This window comes from Gordonia phthalatica, assembly GCF_001305675.1.
GTDB classification, from domain to species: domain Bacteria; phylum Actinomycetota; class Actinomycetes; order Mycobacteriales; family Mycobacteriaceae; genus Gordonia; species Gordonia phthalatica.
In genome coordinates this window covers 3,342,891-3,366,215 of the sequence record NZ_CP011853.1, presented here as the reverse complement: position 1 = coordinate 3,366,215, position 23,325 = coordinate 3,342,891, and the positions used below count along the sequence as shown (strand labels likewise).

The window sequence follows — 23,325 nt, the reverse complement described above, 5'->3', positions numbered from 1 at the left end:
GAAGCATGGGTACGAAGGAGCATTGCATAGTGTCTGAGATTGTTCGGGTAGCCGGCGAAGCCGACCAGGTAGCCCTGGTCTTCGGTGAACGCGAGGTCGGCTACCAGGAGTTCTCCGCACGTGTGGCGACTCTGGCCCGGCGCCTGATCGACCTCGGGGTGGGGCCCGACGTCGCGGTCGCGGTGTGCATCGATCGATCCGTCGAGATGATGGTGGCGATTCACGCGGTGGTCGCGGCCGGCGGACAGTATGTGCCCGTCGATCCGCAGGCACCCGTCGATCGCATCGAGTACATGCTCGCGACGTCGGCCGCACAGGTGGTGCTCCAGCGTGCTGATGCCCCGCTCACCGGACTCGCCGCCTCGGTGGCTGTGGTCGATGTGGACGCCGCCGGCGAGGTCGATGTCACCATCGCTCCGATCACCGACGCCGAACGGCGGGCGCCGCTTCACCCCGACAACGCCCTGTACACGCTGTTCACATCCGGATCCACCGGACGGCCCAAGGGCGTCACCGTCAGTCATGCGGCGGTCGCGAATCGTCTCGAGTGGATGCGCGACTGGTACGACCTCACCGCCGACAACGTCTTCCTGCAGAAGACCCCGATCACCTTCGACGTGTCGGTGTGGGAACTGTTCCTCCCGTTCATCGTCGGAGCCCGACTGGTCGTCGCCGAACCCGACCGGCACGGTGACCCGGAGTACCTGGCTCGCATCGTCGCAGACCACGAGGTCGACACCATCCACTTCGTCCCGTCCATGCTCGCTGCTTTTGAGGGCGTCCTCGGTGCCCGCGTCGGGACGCTGACGAAACTCGATTACGTCATCACTTCCGGCGAGGCGCTGCCGAGTGCGCTGGCCCAGTCGGTGCTGGGCGCGCTGCCGGACGTCCGACTGATCAACCTGTACGGCCCCACCGAGGCCGCCGTCGACGTCACCGCCTACGAGGTCCGGCGCGGCGACACCAGGGTGCCGATCGGCGTACCCGTTCCGAACGTCTCCGCCGTCGTCCTCGACGCGGCTCTGCAGATGGTGCCCGTCGGCGTGCCCGGCGAGCTGTACCTCGGCGGCCTCCAGCTGGCGCGCGGGTACGCATCCCGCCCGGACCTGACGGCCGACCGGTTCGTCGCCGACCCCTTCGGAACGGCGGGGCAACGTCTCTACCGCACGGGCGACGCCGTTCGCTGGACGTCCGACGGTCAGATCGAGTACCTCGGCCGCACCGACTTCCAGGTGAAGCTCCGCGGTCAGCGCCTTGAACTGGGTGAGGTGGAAGCGGTGCTCGCCGCAGCACCGGGCGTGGTCCATGCCGCCGCTGCGGTCTCGACGCTCGCGGCGGGCGAGCATCTCGTCGGCTACGTGTCGGGTGAGATCGATCTGGAACTGATCAAGGCCGACATCGCCACCCGGCTCCCGGAGTACATGCGCCCGACGGTGTGGATGCCGTTGGACGAGATGCCGTTGAACAGTTCCGGCAAGGTGGATCGACGCAGGCTGCCGGCCGCCGAGATCGCCGAAGTTGCGTATGTGCCACCGGCGAACGACACCGAGGCCACGATCGCAGCCGTGTTCGCCGAGGTGCTCGGCCTCGACGAGGCGTCCGTCGTCGAGTCGTTCTTCGATCTCGGCGGCAACTCGCTGGCGGCGACGCGCGTCGCCGCGCGGGTGTCCGCGGCGCTCGATGCCGACGTGTCCGTGCGGGACCTGTTCGAGGCGCCGTCGGTGCGTGAGTTGGCGGCGACCGTCGTGGTCGGCAGTGGAGCCCTGGCACCGATTACGGCGGTAGTGCCGCGTCCGGACCGGATTCCGTTGTCGTTCGCACAGCAGCGGATGTGGTTCATCAACCAGTTCGAACCGAGGAATGCCGCGTACAACATTCCCGGTGTGCTGCGGTTGACCGGCGTTCTGGATGTCGCGGCGTTGGGTCGAGCGGTGGCCGATGTCATCGATCGCCATGAGGTCCTGCGAACGACGTATCCGTCGGTCGACGGTGTTCCGATGCAGGTGGTCGCGCCGGCGGGGAAGCCGTTGGACGACGACGTGTGGGATGTCTGCGAGTCGCAGGATGCGTTGATCGCTGCGGTGATGGAGGGATTCGACGTCGCGGTACAGGGGCCGATCCGTGTACGCGTGTGGACGGATCCGGCGGATACCCGTTCGCATGTGCTCGCGGTGGTGGTGCATCACATCGCGGCCGACGGTGAGTCGATGCTGCCGTTGATCACCGATCTCACTGTCGCGTATCTGGCACGAACGAGCGGTAGCGCACCGTCGTTCTCGCCGTTGCCGGTACAGTTCGCTGACTTCGCGATCTGGCAGCACGAGGTGCTGGGCGGACCGGATCAGCCGGACTCGGTTGTGGCGCGGCAGTTGGATTACTGGCGCTCGCAGCTTGCTGATCTTCCCGACGTTCTGGAGTTGCCCGCGGATCGGCCGCGCCCGGCGGTCGCGTCTCATCGCGGCGCCGAGTCTGCCTTCCGGATTCCGGCGGAGGTGGCGTCGCGGGTCGAGGATGTGGCGCGGATGACGGGCGCGACGCCGTTCATGGTGTTGCACGCGGCACTGGCGGTGACGCTGGCGGGTTTGACGGCGACAGACGACATCGCTGTGGCGACACCGGTGGCCGGTCGTGGGCAGGAAGTGCTCGATCCGTTGGTGGGCATGTTCGTCAACACGTTGGTGCTGCGGACGACCACGGATGCGAATGAGTCGTTCTCGAGCTTGGTGGAGCGGGTTCGGCGGGTGGATCTGGATGCGTTCTCGCATGCCGATGTTCCCTTCGAGGCTGTGGTGGATGCGGTGAATCCGGTGCGGTCGGAAGCATTCGCTGCGCTGGCCCAGGTGATGTTGTCGTTCGATCCGTCCGCTTCTGCGCAGAAGCGGACGGTCGAGGTCGCGGATCTGGTCATCGAGGAGGTGTCGGACGCGGAGTTGGCGGCCGCTCATCGGGATCTGACGATCGCAGTGTTCTCGGGCGAGACGGACTGGACTGCGTCTGTTCGGTATGCCACGGATCTGTTCGATCCGGAGACGATCGAGCGATTCGCCGAGCGGTTCGTCAGACTGCTGGATGCGTTCACCACCGCGCCGGAGACTGCTGTCGGCGCCGTCGCGTTGGCATCGGACGACGAACAGACCACAGCGCTGCGATACGGCCGCGGAGCAGTCGTGGACCTGACCACAACGTCGATCGCCGACTTGGTCGCAGAGCGCATTACGGCGATGCCGAACGCGAATGCGCTGTCGTTCGAGGGGCGCCTGGTCTCATACTCCGAGTTCGGTGCACGTGTCGCTGAACTGGCTCGTGATCTGATCGGAGTCGGTGTGGGGCCGGAGGTCCCGGTGGCCGTGTGCATCGACAGATCTGTCGAGATGGTCGTTGCGCTCCATGCGGTGGTCACTGCCGGCGGACAGTACGTGCCGATCGATACCGACGCGCCCGCCGACCGCGCGGCCTTCATGGTCGAGGCATCGGGAGCCGAGATCGTCTTGATCGCAGCGGGTACGGACCCCGCCCCGGTCGCCGATCTCGATTCGCTCACGAAGCGGATCGAGGTCAGCTGTGCGGGCTCGTTCGATGCGACCGTTCGGCCCATCACGGACGCCGATCGGAGAGGACCGATCACTCCGGACACGGCTGCGTACACGCTGTTCACATCGGGTTCCACGGGACTTCCGAAGGGTGTGACGGTACCTCATCGGGCTGTCGTGAATCTGTTGTCGTGGCTCGAGAACGTGTTCGGTGCCGCGGAAGGACAGTCGATTCTTCTGAAGGCTCCCTACACATTCGACGCCTCTGTCGTGGAGCTCTTCTGGTCGCTCGCCGGCGGCGCGACGGCAGTCGTCGCCTCGCCGGACGGACACCGGGATCCCGCGTACCTCCGACGCCTGATCCGCGATTCGGGCGTGACGTCGGTCCAGTTCGTGCCCTCGATGCTGGCCGTGTTCCTGGAAGGGCTTGACGCAGACGATCCCGCCCTGACGTCGTTGACCCACGTCCTCACCGGCGGTGAAGCAGTCAGCGCCGCGGTTCTGGACCGCGCGCGCGACGTCATCCCGGGTGCTGTACTCGTCAACAAGTACGGGCCCACCGAGACCACGGTCGACGTGACCGCGTTCCCAGTTCCGGTTGGGGCAGAAGTCGTGCCGATCGGATCCACGGTCGCCAACACGGACGCCTTCGTTCTGGACGGCCGTCTGGGTCTGGTTCCGGTCGGTGTGCCGGGCGAACTGTACGTCGGTGGCGCGCAGCTCGCGCGCGGGTACGCGGCGCGTGCCGATCTGACCGCCGAGCGGTTCATCGCCGATCCCTTCGGTGAGCCAGGTGCCCGTCTGTACCGAACCGGCGACGTGGTTCGGTGGAACGGCGACGGTCAGCTGGAGTACCTCGGCCGGAGCGACTTCCAGGTGAAGCTGCGTGGTCAGCGCATCGAGCTCGGCGAGATCGAGTCGGCGATGGCCTCTGCGCCGGACGTGGTCCATGCTGCGGCGGCCGTGGTCGAGGGGCCGGGAGGGACCGAGCACCTGGTCGGCTACTTCGCCCCGTCGTCTGTCGATGTCGAGTCGGTTCGGGCTGTTGTCGAAGGGATGCTGCCGAGTTACATGGTGCCGTCGGTGTGGACGGCGCTGGACGAGGTGCTTCTCAATTCGGCGGGCAAGCTCGATCGGAAGCGACTGCCCGCCCCGGAATTCGTTGGCGGCACGGCCGAATACGTCGCACCGTCGAGTTCCGACGAGCAGTCCGTCGCAGAGGTGTTCGCGGACTTGCTCGGTCGCGATCACGTGAGCGTGGTCGAGTCGTTCTTCGATCTGGGTGGCAACTCGCTGCTCGCGATGCGGTTGGCCGCGCGAGCGACGTCGGCGCTCGGCGTGTCGGTGTCTGTACGCGAGGTTTTCGATGCGCCGTCGGTGCGTGAGCTGGCTGCCACCGTGGCAGGCAATGCAGTGGCGTTGGCGCCGATCACCGCGGTCGACCCCCGTCCGGATCGGATTCCGCTCTCGTTCGCGCAGCAGCGCATGTGGTTCATCAACCAGATCGATCCGACCTCCGCGGCCTACAACATTCCCGCAGCGCTGCGGTTGACCGGTGATCTGGACTTGGAGGCGCTTCACGCCGCCGTGGTGGACGTCGTGACCAGGCACGAGATCCTGCGCACCACCTTCCCGTCGGCTGAGGGTTCGCCGCACCAGAAGATCGGCCGCGCGTCGATGATCGCGGCCAAGCTCGATTGGGATGTCGTCGACGACCTCGCCGAGCTGCAGGAGGCCGCGACCACCGGATTCGACGTCACCAAGCAGTGGCCGATCCGAGTGCGTGTCTGGCAGGCGGGCGAAAATGACCACGTCTTCGCCGTCGTCATCCATCACATCGCCACCGACGGCGAATCGATGACGCCGTTGATCACCGACATGGTGACCGCGTATAGCGCGCACCTGCAGGACCGCACGCCGACCTTCGCCCCGATGCCGGTCCAGTTCGCCGACTACGCGATCTGGCAGCACTCGGTCCTGGGCTCGCCGGACGACGCGGAGTCGGTGTCCGGGAAGCAACTCGAGTACTGGCGGGAGAACCTCACGGGTCTGCCGGAGCTGGTGGAACTCCCCGCGGACCGGACCCGACCCGCGGTCGCGAGCCAGCGTGGTGCGCAGCTGCCGTTCGAGATCCCGGCGGACCTCGCCGCACGGATCGGCGAGTACGCGGGCGCCACCGGGACCACGCAGTTCATGGTGCTGCACTCCGCGCTCGCGGTGCTGGTGTCCCGGCTCACCGGCGTCGACGACATCGCCATCGGAACTCCGATCGCCGGGCGCGGGCACCGCGTCCTGGATCCGTTGATCGGCATGTTCGTGAACACCTTGATCCTGCGCACCAGCATCGACGGTGAGGGCAGTTTCGACGACCTCGTCGCCCAGGCGCGCACCACCGACCTGCAGGCGTTCGCCAACGCGGACGTCGCCTTCGAGATGGTCGTCGATGCGCTCGACGTCGGTCGTTCGCAGGCGTACTCGCCGCTGTCGCAGGTGTGGCTGACCCTGAACCAGAGCGATCTTCCGGAGCTGGCGGGGGCGAACCTCGCCGCAGGCGAGATCGCCGGGCTGACGGTGGAGCCGGTCGCGACCGGCGAGGTCGCGGCCAAGACGGACCTGGTCGTGGCCGTCGGTGTCGTCGACTCGGGGCCGTGGCACGGATCGTTGATCTACGCCACAGATCTGTTCGACGAGGCGACGGTGCAGACCTTCGCCGATCAACTGATCGCGGTCCTCACCGCCACGCTGGCCGATCCGACCGCCTCCGTCGGCGACATCGCCCTCGGTGTGGCCGGCGGCCGCTCGACGACGCCGCGGCCGCCGGCCGCGCGTCCGCTGGCTGCCAAGACGATCGTGTCGTCGGACGCCGTGGTCTCGGGTGGCGCAGCAGACGAACCGTTGACCATGGGGGAGATCTTCGCGCAGTCGGCCCTCGCGTGGGGGCCGCGCCAGGCGGTCGTCGACGCGTCGGGCGGTTCGCTGACCTACCAGCAGCTGGATGAGCAGTCGAACCGACTTGCCCGGCTGCTGATCGGCCGCGGGATCGGGCCGGAGTCGGTGGTCGGCATCTCGATGGGTCGATCGACTGCGCTGTTGACCGCCATCGCCGCGGTCGCCAAGACTGGAGCCGGCTTCGTCCCGGTGGATCCGGAGTACCCTGCGGAACGCCGTCGGGCGATGTTCCTCGACTCGGACGCGCCGCTCTGCCTGACGATGTCGGGCGTCGAGCAACCCGACGACGTGGACCTCGACTTGATCGCGCTCGACGATCCGGTGTTCGTCGAGGAGATCGGAGGCGTCTCGTCGGCCCCGATCACCGATGTCGAGCGGACCGGCCCGGTCCGTCCGGACACCGTGGCCTACGTCATCTTCACCTCCGGCTCCACCGGTCGTCCGAAGGGAGTCGCGGTCACCAACTGGGGCGTCCATACCTTCGGCCGCGAACTCGTGCGTCGCTCCGGCGCGGACGAGTACACCCGCATGCTGGGCTTCACCTCGCCGAGCTTCGACGCGTCGGTCCTGGAGTACCTGGTCGCCACCATCTCCGGCGGCACCCTGGTGTTCCGTCCCGACGACGCGGTCGGCGGTCAGCCGCTGCAGGACTTCCTGACGCGGCAAGCGGTCTCGCACATGTTCCTGACGCCGACCGTCCTCGCGACGCTCGACCCGGCACTGGTCCCCACCGTGCGCATGGTGTTCGTGGGCGGCGAGGCCATCAGCCAGGCGCTCAAGGACCAGTGGGCGCAGTTCCGCCGGATCCAGAACTTCTACGGTCCCACCGAAGCGACGGTGGCACTGACCGGGTCGCAGCCGATGGCGATCGGCGAGCCGGTGACCCTCGGCAGCACCCTGGCGGGAATCGGCCTGGCCGTGCTCGACGCACGACTGCGACCGGTCCCCGCCGGCGCCGTCGGCGAGCTCTACGCGATGGGCGGCGCCCTGGCCCGCGGCTACCTGAAGCGGCCGGGACAGACGTCGTCGACCTTCGTCGCGAACCCGTTCGGCACGCCGGGCGACCTGATGTATCGCACCGGCGATCTGGTGCGGTGGCGTTCGGCGGCCGACGGCACGCCGGTCCTCGAGTACTCCGGTCGCGCGGACGATCAGGTGAAGCTGCGTGGTCTCCGCATCGAACTCGGTGAGATCGAGTCGGTGTTCACCGACTCCCCGGCGGTCAAGTCCGCGGTGGTGGTGGGTGTCGGCGGCTCGGTCGCCACGGCGCTCGCGGCGTATGTGGTGCCCGCGCCCGGGGCCGATCTCGACATTGCCGAACTCAAGCGGTTCGCAGGCGAACGACTGCCCGCATACATGGTGCCCGCGTCGGTGATGGTTCTGGATGCGCTCCCGTTCACGGCGGTCGGCAAGCTCGACAAGGACGCCCTGCCCGAGCCGGTCATCGAGGAGGGCGAGTACATCGCTCCGCTGCCCGGAGCCGAGAGCGCCGTTGCCGACGTGTTCGCCGACGCGCTCGGTCTGGACCGCGTGTCGGTCACCGACTCCTACTTCGACCTCGGCGGCAACTCACTGTCGGCCACCAAGGTGGCCGCTCGCGTCGGTGAGGTGCTCGGCGTCGACGTGTCGCTGCGCGACGTCTTCGAGGCTCCGTCGGTCCGCGAGCTCGTCGCCGCGGTCGGCGGCCGCGACGCCGGTGCGGCACCGATCGTCGCGGTGGATCCGCGGCCTGCCACCGTGCCGCTGTCGTTCGCACAGCAGCGCATGTGGGTTCTGAACCGCCTCGATCCCGAGTCCGCGGCGTACAACGTGCCGGTGGTGCTGACACTGACCGGCGCCGTCGACCTCGACGTGCTGCGCGCCGCCGTCGTCGACGTCGTGGCCCGTCACGAGGTCCTCCGGACCACGTTCCCCGAGTCGGGGACCGGTGCGTCCCAGCGCATCTGGGGTGTCGACGAGGTCTCGACGTACCTGGACTGGAGCGTCCTCGACTCCTCGGACGCGGTGGTCGCGGACCTGCTCCGCGGCTTCGATTTGACGACGGAGTTCCCGATCCGCGTCCGACTGACTCGCGTGGACGCGGAGACCACGTTGTTCGCGGTGGTCATGCATCACATCGCCGCCGACGGCGAGTCGACCGGACCGCTGCTCACCGATGTGTTGACCGCGTACGCCGCGCGCGCCGCCGGTGACGAGCCGCAGTTCGGCGACATGCCCGTGCAGTTCGCGGACTTCGCGATCTGGCAGCACGAGGTGCTCGGCGCACCGGACGACGCCGACTCGGTGGTCGGCCGACAACTCGCGTACTGGCGGACTCGCCTCGCGGGACTGCCCGACGTCCTCACCCTGCCGACCGATCGTCCGCGACCGCAGGTGGCGACCTCCAACGGCGGTCGGGTGTCCTTCACCATTCCCGCCGAGATCGCGTCGACGGCCGTCGAGGTGGCGGCTGCGCACGACGTCACCCCGTTCATGGTGGTGCACGCGGCGCTGTCGGTGCTGCTGGCGCGCCTGTCCGGGACCGACGACATCGCCGTCGTGACCCCGACCGCGGGCAGAGGACAGCGGGTGCTGGAACCCGTCGTCGGCATGTTCGTCAACTCGCTGGTGCTGCGTGCCCAGGTGGAGCCCGACATGTCGTTCGAGTCGCTGCTCACGCAGGTCCGCGGCGGCGACCTCGACGCCTACGCCCACGCGGACGTCCCGTTCGAATCGGTCGTGGACGCCCTCGATCCGGTGCGGTCGCAGGCCTTCGAACCGCTCGCCCAGGTGATGCTGTCGTTCAACCCGGGCGCCTCCCTCGACGGCGTCCAGATGGAACTCGGCGATCTCACGATCGCACCCGTCGAGCGGCCGGACGTCGTCGCTCAGCGAGACCTGACGATGACGGTCTCGCAATCCGACGCGGACTGGTCCGGCGAGCTCACCTACGCCGCGGACCTGTTCGACGAGAGCACCGCGGATCGGATGGCGCAGACCTTCGTGCGGCTGCTCGGCGACCTCGTCGCAGCGCCCGACCGCGCGGTCGGCGATGCGAGCCTGCTGACCGAGGCGGCCACGCGCGAGGTGCTCGCCGCGTCCGCGGGGGAGACCACGGCGGTTCCGCAGGTGACCCTGCCCGAGGCCATCGCGGCGCAGGTCCGTCGTTCGCCCAAGCGCATCGCGCTCTGGGCCGACGGACGCGAGCTGACCTATCGCGAGTTCGCGGCCCGGGTCGACGCGCTGGCGCGCGATCTCATCGCACTCGGAGTGGCACCGGAGACCGCGGTGGGAGTGTGCATCGACCGCAGCGTCGAGATGGTCGTCGCGATCCACGCGGTGCTCACCGCGGGTGGTCAGTACGTCCCGATCGACGTCGAGACACCGCACGATCGCGTGGCCTACATGCTGGAGACCGCGGGCGTCGGAACCGTCCTGATCGCGGCCGGGGACGCCCCGAGCGCGATGACGGACCTGCCCGGTGTCGGACCGACGCTCGTCACGGTGGACTGCTCCGGCGAGGTGGATCCGGAGACCGATCCGGTCGGCGACGCCGACCGGATTGCTCCGCTGACACCGGACAATGCCGCGTACACGCTGTTCACCTCGGGCTCCACCGGGCGGCCGAAGGGCGTCACGGTCTCGCACCGGTCGGTCGTCAACCGTCTCGCGTGGGGATACGGCACCTTCGGCTGGTCGCGCGGCGACCGGATCATCCTGAAGACGCCGTTCACGTTCGACGTGTCGGTCCCCGAACTCTTCGGACCGCTGATGTCGGGTGCGACGATCGTCGTCGCTCGGGCCGGCGGACACGCCGACCCCGACTACCTGGTGGAACTCCTCGAGGAATCAGCGGCGACCTCGGTGCACTTCGTGCCGTCGATGCTGTCGGTGTTCCTGGATGTTGTCGAACCGGAACGGTTGGCGCAGCTGACACGGCTGAAGTGGCTCTTCGCCTCCGGCGAGGCCCTGCCCGCCGCCGTCGTGGCCAAGGCGCACGCAGCCTGGCCGCACGTCGGTATCCACAACCTGTTCGGTCCCACCGAAGCCGCGGTCGAGGTGACGTGGGCCGACGTGTCGGACGCCCCGCGCGTCGTGACCATCGGCGCACCGGTGTGGAACACCAGCGCGCTGATCCTCGATGCACGACTCCGGCCGGTTCCGGTCGGCGTTCCCGGCGAGCTGTACCTGGGCGGAGTCCAGGTGGCGCGCGGGTACGCTGCACGCCCGGGCCTGAGCGCTGAGCGATTCGTCGCCGACCCGTACGGGCCCGCAGGCGCGCGCCTGTACCGCACCGGAGACTTGGTCCGGTGGGCCGTCGACGGTCAGATCGAATACCTCGGACGCACCGACTTCCAGGTGAAGCTGCGCGGACAGCGCATCGAGCTCGGTGAGATCGAGTCCGTTCTCGCGGGCGCGCCGGGCGTGGTGAAGGCCGCCGTGAGCGTGGTGGTCGCGCCGTCGGGCGGAGAACACCTCGCGGCGTTCGTCTCGCCCGCGACGGTCGACGTGTCCACGATCACGGCCGTGGTGGAACAGGCGCTGCCGCCGTACATGGTGCCGTCGGTGTGGACCGTGGTCGACGACCTCGTCCTCAACAGTGCGGGCAAGATCGATCGCCGTGCGTTGCCCGCCCCCGATTTCGGCTCCGCGGCGACCACCTATGTGGCGCCGAGCGGAGAACTCGAAGAGCAGCTCGCGACCAGCATCGCAGCCCTCCTCGGCATCGAGCAGGTCTCGGTCACCGAGTCGTTCTTCGCCATGGGCGGCGACTCGATCATGTCGATTCAGTTGGCCTCCGCGATGCGTGCGGCAGGTCATGCGCTCTCGCCGCGCGAGATCTTCGAGCACAAGACCGTCCGGGCCCTCGCACGCGTGATCGCCGAGTCCGGCGAGGCCCTGCCCGACCTGCCGGAGCTTCCCGGCGGAGCGGTCGGTCCCGTCGCACTGCCGCCGGTCGTGTCGTGGATGCTGGAGTACTCCGACACCCCGGCCGACTTCGCCGACTTCTCGCAGTCGAATGTGCTGCTCGCTCCCGAGGGCTTGACGTCGGAGAGCCTCCGCGACGTGCTGGCCACGGTGGTCGCGGCTCATCCGATGCTGACCGCACAGCTGACGCATGACGACGACGGGGTCTGGCGGCTGGCCGCAGGCGCTCCGTTCGATCCGGTGTCCGCGGTCACCGAGGCGGCCTCCGCGCACCGCGCGGGATCGCCCGAATTCGATGCGGATCTGGTCGCCGCGCACGCCGACGCAGCGAGCCGACTGGACCCGGCGTTCGGGCGACTGGTGCAGGTCGCGCTGGTCACTGATCCGGACGGTGCCGGCCGGATCGTCGTCGTGATCCATCACCTCGGGATCGACGCCGTCTCCTGGCGCGTCGTCATCGAGGACCTCGTCACGGTGTGGGCGCAGCGCGAAGCCGGACATCCCGAGCGCGTCCGCGACACCACGACCTCCCAGCGTGCGTGGGCCGACGCCCTCGCGGCGCAGGATCGGAGTGGGGAACTCGACTACTGGCTCCAGCGCGTGCCAGAGCAGTCCACGGACCTCGGGGTGCGCCTCGAGCGCGAGCGCGACCGGATGCGGACCATGACGTCCGTCGGGTCGCTGGTCGGCGCGACCGTCACCGAAGCGCTGCTCACCACGGTTCCCGAGACCTACGGGGGCAACGTCAACGACGTCTTGCTCGCGGGGCTCGCCCGGGCCGTGCGGTCCTGGCAGACCGCCCGCGGCATCGCGGACACGGCACCGGTGTCGGTTCTGCTCGAGGGACACGGACGCTACGAGGAGGTCCTGGCGTCCGGAGCGCATCCGGTTCGTGCGGACCTGTCGCGATCGGTCGGTTGGTTCACCACCATCGCGCCGATGTCGGTGGACCCCGCCGCCGACGTGGTCCACGCGGTCAAGTCGGCCAAGGAGGAGCGGCTGTCGCAGCCGGACTCCGGGATCGGGTTCGGTCTGCTCCGCTACGGTGTGCAGACCGACCTCTCCGCGCGGCCGATGCCGCCGATCGTCTTCAATTACTTCGGCGCCGGTTCGGCGGCCTCGGGCGACGCGAACGACGCCGCGCCGTTGCCGTTCATGCCCGCGGGCGGTCCGGGATTCTCCCCGTCGCCCAACGGAGGCATGGCGCTTCAGGCACTGCTGACGGTGTCGGTCAGCGGTCGGGTGATCGACGGGGAACGACGTCTCGCGATGTCGATCATGTTCGGCGAGCACACCTTCGGCGACGACGACATGACCGAACTGCTCGACCTCTGGTCCGAGGAGCTGACGGCCATCGCGGCCAGCGGTCCCGACGTCGGCCTGTCGCCGTCGGACGTGCCGGGCTCCGGTGTGACCCAGGACGACCTGGACCGGCTCGCCGAGCGGTATCCGGCGGCGACGGTGCTGCCGCTGTCGCCGCTGCAGGGCGGCCTGTTCTTCCAGTCGCAGCTGGCGGCTCAGGTCCAGGACGCCGTCGACGTCTACGTCGCACAGGTGTCGGTGACGCTCGGTGCGGGCGTGGACGACGACCGGCTGCGAGCGGCGATTGAGAAGGTCGTCGCCCACCACAGCGCACTTCGGTCGGGCTTCGCGGCCACCGGGAGCGGCGCCGTGGTGAGCCTGGTGTTCGAGGAGGTGACGCTGCCCTGGACGGTGGTGGACCTCGGACAGGCGTCGGAGGACGACGCCGCCGCGCGGATGGCCGAGCTCGCCCACGAGCAGCGGGTGACGCCGTTCGATCTGGCGACGGCGCCGCTGATGCGGTTCATGCTGGTGCGTCACGGTGAGTTGGCGACGCTGGTCGTCACTAACCACCACATCATTCTCGACGGCTGGTCGGGCCCGCTGGTCCTGGCCGACATCATGGCCGCCTACACCACGGGGGCGCCGTACACGCCCGCCACCGACTTCTCGGTGTACCTGGATCGGATAGGTCGACAGGACAAGGCGGCGAGCCTGGACGCCTGGAGGTCGGTGCTGGCACCGGTGACCGAGCCGACGCTCGTCGCTGCGGCGCGCGGTGACGCCATCGAGGTGCTCTCACGTGATGAACGCGTGTTGATCGATGCCGCCACGACTGTGCGACTCCAGAACGCGGCGCGGTCGTTGGGCGTGACCGTGGCGACGGTGACCCAGTTCGTCTGGGCAGTGCTGCTGTCGCGTCTCACCGAGAGCCGCGTGGTGACCTTCGGCGAGACGGTGTCGGGCCGTCCAGCCGACCTCGACGGTGTCGAGGCGATGGTCGGCCTGTTCATCAACACCCTGCCGGCCGTGGTGGACGTGGATCCGGAGGCGACGATCGGTGAGGTGCTGCGTCGTCTGCAGGACGACAAGGTGCGGGTGCTCGATCACCAGCATCTGGCGTTGCCGGAGATCCTAGCGGTGGCAGGGCATGGCGTTCTGTTCGACACCCTGACGGTGCACGAGTCGTATCCGGTGGACACCGACTCGCTGTCGCAGGTGGATGCGGGCGACGACGGCCTGGACATGCGCGGAGTCACCGGTCAGGACTTCACCCACTATCCGCTGAACCTGGGCACCCAGCTCGCGGGCGACCGCCTGAGCATGAAGATCAAGTACCTGCCGGAGGTGTTCACCCGGGAGCAGGTCGACATCTTCCTGCGGGTGATTCAGCGGGTCCTGGATCAGGTCGCGGAGTCGGTCGACACCCGAATCGGTGAGATCGCGCTGTTCGACGAGACGATGGCCGCTCAGGTGCGGCAGTGGTCGCAGCCCGAGGCGCCGGCCGACGGGCCGGCCACGGCGATGGACCTGCTGTTGTCGCGGGCGCGGACGACCCCGGAGTCGATCGCGCTGGTGGCGGGCGACCGTCAGGTCAGCTACGGCGAGTTGGGGTCTCGGGTCTCGGCGTCGGCGCGGGCGATGATCGCTGCGGGCGTCGGCCCGGACGTGGCGGTGGCGATCGCGGTCCCGCGATCGGTCGAGATGATGGTCGCGATCTACGCGGTGATGGCGACGGGCGGACAGTACGTGCCGATCGACGTGGCCGCACCGACCGATCGAGTGGACTACATGCTCGAGACCTCGGGCGCGGTGCTCATGCTGGTGTCGGCGGCGTCGCAGGACACGCAGGCCGTGGCCGCGGCGCGAGCCCGCGGCATCGAGATCACGGTGGTCGACGCGTCGTCGGACACCGACCCGACTCCGCTGCTGGAGTCGACGGAGCGACTCGGTCAGGCGGGTCCGGACAACGCTGCGTACACGATCTTCACGTCCGGTTCCACCGGACGGCCGAAGGGCGTGACGGTGTCGAATCGGGCGCTGATGACCGAGTCGATGGCCGACAAGGGCTACTACGGGTTCCGGTCGAGCGACGTCTTCCTCCAGGTGCTGGAGTACACCTTCGACCCGTCGGTGCTGGAATTCGTGCGCCCGCTGATGTCCGGCGGTCGTCTGGTTCTGCTGGAGCCGGGCACGCACCGGGATCCGTTCGTGATCAAGGACGCGGTGGCGTCGAACGGCGTCACGTGCGCGATCGTCGTCCCGTCGATGCTGGCGGTGATGACCGAGGTCCTCGCGGGGGAGGACCCGGCGTGGGTCGCGACCCTGCGGCACCTGAACACCGGCGGCGAGGCCCTGCCGCACGCGGTGGCCGAGGCAGTCGTGACGCTGTGGCCGACCGCCCAGCTGCACAACCAGTACGGTCCCACCGAGACGACGATCTTCTCGACCGTCGAGACCTACCAGCCCGGCGCGCGTCGGGTGACGATCGGCACGCCGATCGCCGGGTCGCAGACTTACGTTCTCGATCATCGACTGCAGATGGTTCCGGCGGGTGTGCCGGGCGAGCTGTACATCGGCGGACGCCAGGTGGCGCGCGGCTATGCGCGGCAGTCGGGCCTGACCTCGGAGAGGTTCGTCGCCGATCCGTTCGGCGCGCCGGGGTCGCGGCTGTATCGCACGGGCGATCTGGTGCGGTGGACCACGGACGGTGAGATCGAGTACCTCGGGCGCACCGACTTCCAGGTGAAGCTGCGTGGCCAGCGTCTGGAACTCGGTGAGGTCGAGGCGTCGCTGGCCGCAGCGCCCGGTGTGGTGCATGCCGCCGCGACGGTGGCGACCTCCCCGGCCGGGGCCGAGCACCTGGTGGCGTTCGTGTCACCGGGAACGGTGGACGTCGAGACCGTCAGGTCCGCGGTCGCGCAGCGACTGCCGGCGTTCATGGTGCCGACGGTGTGGACTGTCGTGGACGATCTGGTTCTCAACACCGCGGGCAAGATCGACCGTCGGGCGCTGCCCGCCCCTGATTTCGCGGGTACCGAGACCGAGTACGTGGCGCCGGCCGGCGAGCGCGAGACGGTCATCGCGTCGTTGTTCGCGGATCTGGTCGGACTGGACCGAGTGTCGGTGACCGACAGTTTCTTCGATCTCGGCGGCAACTCGCTGTCGGCGATGCGGTTGGCGGCGCGGATCGCGTCTGCTCTGCAGACCCAGGTCGGTGTCCGGGATCTGTTCCTCGCACCGACGGTGCGCGAACTCGCGGCGTTGATCGTGGGTCGCGGTGAGGCGTTGGCGCCGGTGACCGCGGTGGTTCCGCGACCGGAACGACTGCCGCTGTCGTTCGCTCAGCAGCGCATGTGGTTCATCAACCAGTTCGACGCGCAGTCGCCGGCCTACAACATCCCTGCGGTGCTGCGCCTGCGCGGCCCGCTCGACGTCGGCGCGCTGCGAGCAGCCATGGTCGACGTGGTGGTGCGGCACGAGGTGCTGCGCACGGTGTTCCCAGCGGTCGACGGTGAGGCCGTCGCGCAGATAGCGGGCGCCGACGTCGTCGCGGACCAGTTGGATTGGCGGATCGTCGCCGATCAGGACGCGGTTCTGTCCGCCGTGCAGGCGGGCTTCGACGTCACCGCACAGTGGCCGATGCGCGTCCGCCTGCTGCCGGTGAGCCCCGACGAGCACGTCCTCGCGCTGGTCCTGCACCACATCGCGGCGGACGGCGAATCGCTGGCACCGCTCGTCACCGACCTGGTGACCGCGTACGCCGCGCGTTCGGCAGGCGCCGAACCGCAGTTCACGCCGCTCGAGGTGCAGTTCGTGGACTTCGCGCTGTGGCAGCATCGGGTGCTCGGCGCCGCCGACGACCAGCAGTCGCCGCTCGGACGCCAACTGTCGTTCTGGACCGAGCGACTCGCCGGTCTTCCCGACGTGTCGGCGCTGCCGACGGACCGACCTCGGCCTCCCGTGGCGTCCCAGCGCGGATCACGGGTGTCGTTCTCGATTCCGAGCGACGTGGTCGACGCCGCGCACACGCTGGCGACGGCGCACGCGGCGACACCGTTCATGGTCTTCCATGCCGCGCTCGCAGCGCTCCTGTCCCGGTTGTCGGGCAGCGACGACATCGCGATCGGCACCTCGGTCGCGGGTCGCGGACAAGCCGTTCTGGACCCGCTCGTCGGCATGTTCGTCAACACGCTGGTGCTGCGCACCGCGGTGGATGCGAGCAGTTCCTTCGACGGGCTGCTCGACGCCGTCCGTGTCGGGGATCTGGACGCCTTCGCCAACGCGGACCTGCCGTTCGAAGTCCTCGTGGACGCGCTGAACCCGGTGCGTTCGGAGGCCTTCGCGCCGCTCGCGCAGATCCTCCTGTTCTTCAACGAGCGGAGCGTCGACACCGGTTCGGCGTCGTCGTCGGCCGACGCGCTGACGGTGGAACCGGTCTCGGCACCGGTCGGGACCGCTCGCGCGGACCTCACTTTCGAGGTCTCGGTGGGCGCTCGCGACGAGGAGTGGGTCGTGTCCGTCGAGTACGCGACCGACCTGTTCGACGCGTCGACCATCGAGTCGTTCGGCTCGCGACTCGTCACGATGATGACCGAGGTGACCGCGCAGCCGTCGTTGATCGTCGGCGACGTCGATGTGCTGGGTGCCGACGAGGACGGCATCGCGGCGTTGGAGCGGGGCGCGTCGATCGCCGTCGACGCCGAGACCGTCGCCGACGCCGTCGCCGATCAGATCGCGAGGACGCCGCACGCTGTGGCGCTGCGGTATGAGGGCCGCGAGGTCACCTACGCGGAGTTCGGTGCGCGCGTCAACGAACTGGCACGGCGGCTCATCGCCGCAGGCGTCGGTCCGGAGACCGCCGTCGCGGTGATCATCGACCGGTCCGTCGAGATGATGGTCGCCATCCATGCGGTTGTGACGGCCGGCGGACAGTACGTGCCGGTGGACGTCGAAGCACCCGCCGAGCGCGTCGAGTACATGCTGGAGACGGCGGGCGTGCGGGTGATACTGACCGCAGGCGGCACCGTGTCGACGGGGCAGGGCGAGGTCACGGTCATCGAGGTCGACACCGATCACCCCGTCGATGTCGGTTCGCCCGTCACCGACGCCGAGCGGTTGTCTCCGCTGCGACCGGACCACGCGGTCTACACCCTCTTCACCTCCGGATCCACCGGGCGGCCGAAGGGCGTCACCCTGACTCACGAGGCCGTCGTCAACCGCCTGCGGTGGGGCTTGGACGAGCTCCCGATCGACCGCACCGACGTGGTGCTGCAGAAGACGCCGTACACGTTCGACTGCTCAGTCCCCGAGCTGTTCGCGCCGCTGACGGTGGGCGCCGAGCTGGTGGTCCTCAAGGCGGGCGGTCACATCGACCCGCTCTACGTGGCCGAAGTGATCGAGGAGTCCCGGGCGACGATGGTGCACTTCGTGCCGTCGATGCTGTCGGTGTTCTGCGAGATCGTCGGCACCGAGCGGATCGCCGCGATGTCGTCTCTCCGGATCGTGTCGACCACGGGTGAGGCGCTGCCTCCGACCGTCGCCGCGGAACTGCGGGACGCGCAGCCGGACATCCTGTTCTACAACCTGTACGGGCCGACCGAGGCCGCGGTCGAGATCACCTACGAACGCATCGAGACCGTCGATGCGGGCGCCTCGTCGGTGGCCATCGGTCTGCCGGTCTGGAACAGTTCCGCGGTGGTCCTCGACGGTCGACTGCACCGCGTCCCCGACGGGGTGGCCGGCGAGTTGTACCTCGGCGGCGTCCAGCTGGCGCGCGGGTACGCGGCTCGTCCCGACCTGACTGCGGAGCGGTTCGTCGCCGACCCGGCGAACCCGGGCGAGCGGCTGTATCGGACCGGCGACCTGGTCCGCCGCACCGGCGACGGGCGGCTCGAGTACCTCGGCCGCACCGACTTCCAGGTGAAGCTGCGCGGTCAGCGCATCGAGCTCGGTGAGATCGAGTCCGTCCTGGCGTCCGCGCCGGGCGTGGTCCACGCGGCCGCGACCGTCGTCGATGGGCCGGGTGGGTCCCAGCACCTCGTCGGTTACGTGTCGGGCGGAAGCGAGCGCATCGACCTCGACCGGGTCAAGTCCGCGGTGTCGCTGGCGCTCCCGGGGTACATGGTGCCCACGGTGTGGTCCGTCCTCGAGGACATCGCACTGAACTCGGCGGGCAAGCTGGACCGCAAGGCGCTCCCGGCGCCCGACTTCGGTTCGGTCGCAGCCGTCTTCACCGTGCCCGAGAACGCCGATGAGGAAGCGGTCGCCGCGGTCTTCAGCGACGTCCTCGGCGTGGAGCAGGTCAGTGTCACGGAGTCGTTCTTCGATCTCGGCGGCAATTCGCTGTCCGCGATGCGCCTGGCGGCGCGGGTCGGTGACGCCCTCGGCGTCGAGTTGGCGGTCCGTGACGTGTTCGACGCGCCGTCGGTGCGGGGCCTCGCGGCCCTCTCCCGGACGCACGGTGCCGGACTCGCGCCGATCGAAGCGGTGGAGCCCCGACCCGATCGCATCCCGCTGTCGTTCGCGCAGCAACGGATGTGGTTCATCAACCGGTTCGACGCCGCGTCGGCGGCCTACAACATCCCGGCGGTGTTGCGACTGTCCGGACCACTGGACGTCGAAGCACTGCGTGCGGCGCTGATCGACGTTGTCGTCCGGCACGAGATCCTGCGCACCACATTCCCCGTCGTCGACGGGGAGCCGGTGCAGGTGGTCGATCCGATCGACTCGATCGCCGACCGATTCGACTGGGCGCTGGTCGACGGGCAGGAGGCCGTCGAGACGGCGGTCATGACCGGCTTCGTGCTCGCCGAGCAGTGGCCGCTCCGCGTCCGCGTATGGGAGATCGCGCCCGACGAGCACGTGCTCGCGGTCGTCGTCCACCACATCGCCGCGGACGGCGAGTCGCTCGGCCCGCTGCTCTCCGACCTGGTCGTCGCGTACACGGCGCGCAGCGCCGGGCAGGCGCCCGACATCGCCGCGCTGCCGGTCCAGTTCGCCGACTTCGCGCTGTGGCAGCACCGCGAGCTGGGGTCGCCCGACGACCCGGGTTCGGTGGTGGGCTCGCAACTGGAGTACTGGCGTGACCAGCTGGCAGGGATGCCGGATCTCCTGGCGCTGCCGACCGATCACCCGCGACCGGCGGTCGCCTCGCAGCGCGGCGCACGGGTGGACTTCGAGATCCCAGCGGATCTGGCCGATCAGATCGCCGCCTTCGCCGGGGCCACGGGGACGACCCCGTTCATGGTGGTCCACTCCGCGCTGGCGGTCCTGCTGTCGCGACTCGCGGGATCCGACGACATCGCCATCGGCACGCCCGTGGCGGGCCGCGGTCAGGCTGCTCTCGACCCGCTGATCGGCATGTTCGTCAACACCCTGGTGTTGCGCACACGGGTCGGTGCCGAGGACACGTTCGAGTCCCTGCTGAACCAGGTGCGCGATGTGGACCTGGCGGCCTTCTCGCACAGCGTCGCGCCGTTCGAGACCGTCGTGGACTCCATCAACCCGGTGCGGTCGGAGGCGTTCGCGGCACTCGCCCAGGTGTGGCTGTCGGTCCGCCAGTCCGGCGGAGACACGGGACAGACGGTGCTGCCCGTCATCGGCGATCTGCGCGTCGAACTGCTGAACGACGGCCGCGCCCCGATCCAGGTGGATCTGGTCGTCGACGTCACCATCGGAGCACCGGGAACGGCGTGGCACGGTTCGGCGCAGTACGCCGCAGACCTGTTCGACGCGGGCACCGTCGAGGCGACGATGGCTCGACTCGTGGCATTGCTGACGGTCCTCGTCGGCGATCCGACGCAGGCGGTCGGCGCGGTCGACATCGTGCTCCCGTCAGAGGCGGGGAGTATCGACGAGTGGTCGCACGGTCTGGACCTCGTGCCGGCGAACGTCGGCGACACCCTGGCCGACCTGGTGTGGGAACGGGTGGAGGCGACTCCCGACGCGATCGCGCTGATCACCCCGGAGGGCGAGGAGCTGACCTACGGCGAACTCGACCGCGCGATCGGTTCGGTGGCCGAGCGGCTCGCCGGTCTCGGCGTCGGTGCGGAGACGCCGATCGCCGTCGCACTGCCCCGATCGGCGTCGCTGATCGTGGCCGTGCACGCGTCGGTCGTCGTCGGCGGCCAGTTCGTGCCGATGGATCCGGAGGCGCCCGCCGACCGGCTCCAGCACATGATCGACACCGCGGGTGTCCGGGCCGTCATTCTGCGGCCGGACGGTCCGGACGAGCTGCGACGGGTCGCCGCGGCCTCGGGGATCACGGCGGTCGAGCTCTCGGACGACGACGTCCTGACCGCTGCGCGGTCCTCGGAGTCGCAGCGAGTGCGCTCGGTGATGGGCGCACGCCCGGCCGTGCACGTCGACTCCGCCGCGTACACCCTCTTCACGTCGGGATCCACCGGCACGCCGAAGGGCGTTGCGGTGTCCCACCGCGCAGTCGTGTCCCAGCTGAGGCATGACGCGCTGGTGCACGGCTACACGGCCCGCGACGTCTTCGGACAGGTGGTCTCGTCGACCTTCGACCCGTCGGTGCTCGAGTACTACCGCCCCGTCGTCTCCGGCGGTGCGCTGCTGGTGTTGGCGCCGGGTGTCCATCAGGATCCGCGGGCCCTGGCCGTGGAGCTCGGGCGCAATCGAGTCACCTCCGCGATTCTCGTTCCGTCGGTGGTCTCGACGATGCTCGAGATCCTGACCGACGAGGAGCTCGCGGTGCTGGCATCGTTGCGGCACCTCGACGTCGGCGGTGAGGCGTTCCCGGAATCACTGGTTGAGCGGCTGATGACAGTCTGGCCGGACTCCGAACCGTACAACCTGTACGGACCCACGGAGGCCGCGATCGTGGCCACGTACAAGCCGGTGGAAGCCGGTCGACCGGTGACCATCGGTCGTCCCGTCTCCCACCTGACCACGTGGGTTCTCGACGCTCGGATGCGGCCGGTGCCGATCGGGGTGCCGGGTGAGATGTATCTTGGCGGCGTTCAATTGGCACGCGGATACTCCTCGCGACCGGGCCTCACGGCCGAGCGGTTCGTCGCCGACCCGTTCGAGCCGGGCGGTCGCCTGTACCGAACCGGCGACCTGGTGCGGTGGACGGCGGACGGCGAGATCGACTACCTCGGCCGGACCGACTTCCAGGTGAAGCTGCGCGGTCAGCGCATCGAACTGGGCGAGATCGAATCGGCGATGCGCCGCGCGCCGGGTGTGGTCCACGCCGTGGTCACCCTCGAGACGACGGCCGGCGGCGACCAGTTCCTCGCGGGCTTCGTGTCGCCGGACACCGTCGACCTCGCCGCGGTGCGGGCGTCGGTCTCGGCGGAGTTGGCCCCGTACATGGTTCCGGCCGTGTGGACGGCGCTCGACGAGATGCCGATGAATGCGGCGGCGAAGATCGATCGCGCAGCCCTGCCGACACCGGATCCGACCGCGACCGCTGAAGCGTTCGTGGCGCCGGAGGGCGTTCGGGAGACGGTGATCGCGCGGGTCTTCGCGGAGGTCCTCGGGCTCCCCGAGGTGTCGGCGACGGCGTCGTTCTTCGCGCTGGGCGGCAATTCGCTGTCCGCGGTGCGGATCGTCGAACGCCTGCGCGTGGAGCTCGCAGCGGACGTGGAGTTGGCGGCGCTGTTCTCCGATCCGACGGTCCGCGGGGTCGCGGCTCACCTGGAGTCGGAGACTGCGGCGGCGAACGGCGTCCTGCTGGCGCTTCGGACAGAGGGCTCCCGCGCACCGCTGTTCTGTGTTCATCCGGCAGGCGGTCTCGCGTGGTTCTACGGAGGCTTCGCGCCGTACCTGGAGGACCGTCCGCTGTACGGTCTGCAGGATCCGCACGTCACCGCGGGCGAGGACGTCCGCGACGATGCCGGGCAGCTCGCCGATCGCTATCTCGAGGAGATTCGGACGGTGCAGCCCAGCGGTCCGTACCACCTCCTGGGCTGGTCGGTGGGCGGCGTGATCGCGCAGGCGATGGCGACGAGACTGCGTGCCGCCGGCGAGGAGGTCGCGTACCTCGGCGTCATGGACGCTGCGCCGGTGCCCGCGGAGATGGTGCAGAGCATCGTCGACGGCGAGGAGCCGTCGGCGGTCGCGACGATCGAGGCGACCGAGACCGAATCGCTCGAGACGGACTCGAACGACGACGGGGAGGTGGTCGCCGACCTGCTCGGCGGCTGGCGTGAACTGTTCGATCTGGGCGACGATCTGCACGCGTCCAGCGCCGAAGAGGTCACCGAGGTCGTGCGCGCGCAGATCGCGGGCATGGGGCTCTTCAGTGAGGACCAGGTGGGACGCATCATGGAGAGCTTCGCCTCGGCTCAGGACGTCGTGATCGGATTCACGCCGGACGTGTTCGACGGTGACCTGCACATCTTCGTCGCAACCGCCGACAAGGAGAAGCCGGAAGAGGTCGCCGAGGCCTGGCGCGACTTCATCGGCGGCGAGATCGTCGAGGTCGACGTCGACACCCACCACTTGGGGATGGCGAACGCCGATGCGTTGACCGTGATCGGACCGGTGCTCGCCGCGGCACTCGAGGAGGCAGGCGCATCCCGACCGAATGAGTGAACCTGGGGCCCGTAGCACTCTGCTGCGGCCCGACGATGAGACAATCATGGGCGAGACTGCCCAGTCACGAAAG

1 pseudogene is annotated in these 23,325 nt (G+C 69.2%); it reads left to right on the top strand.

Annotated features, from left to right (window positions below):
* Positions 1–29 precede the first annotated feature (29 nt).
* Positions 30–23,252: pseudogene (locus ACH46_RS15750) on the top strand (non-ribosomal peptide synthase/polyketide synthase); the annotation flags it as partial.
* Between the last annotated feature and the right edge of the window lie 73 nt (positions 23,253–23,325).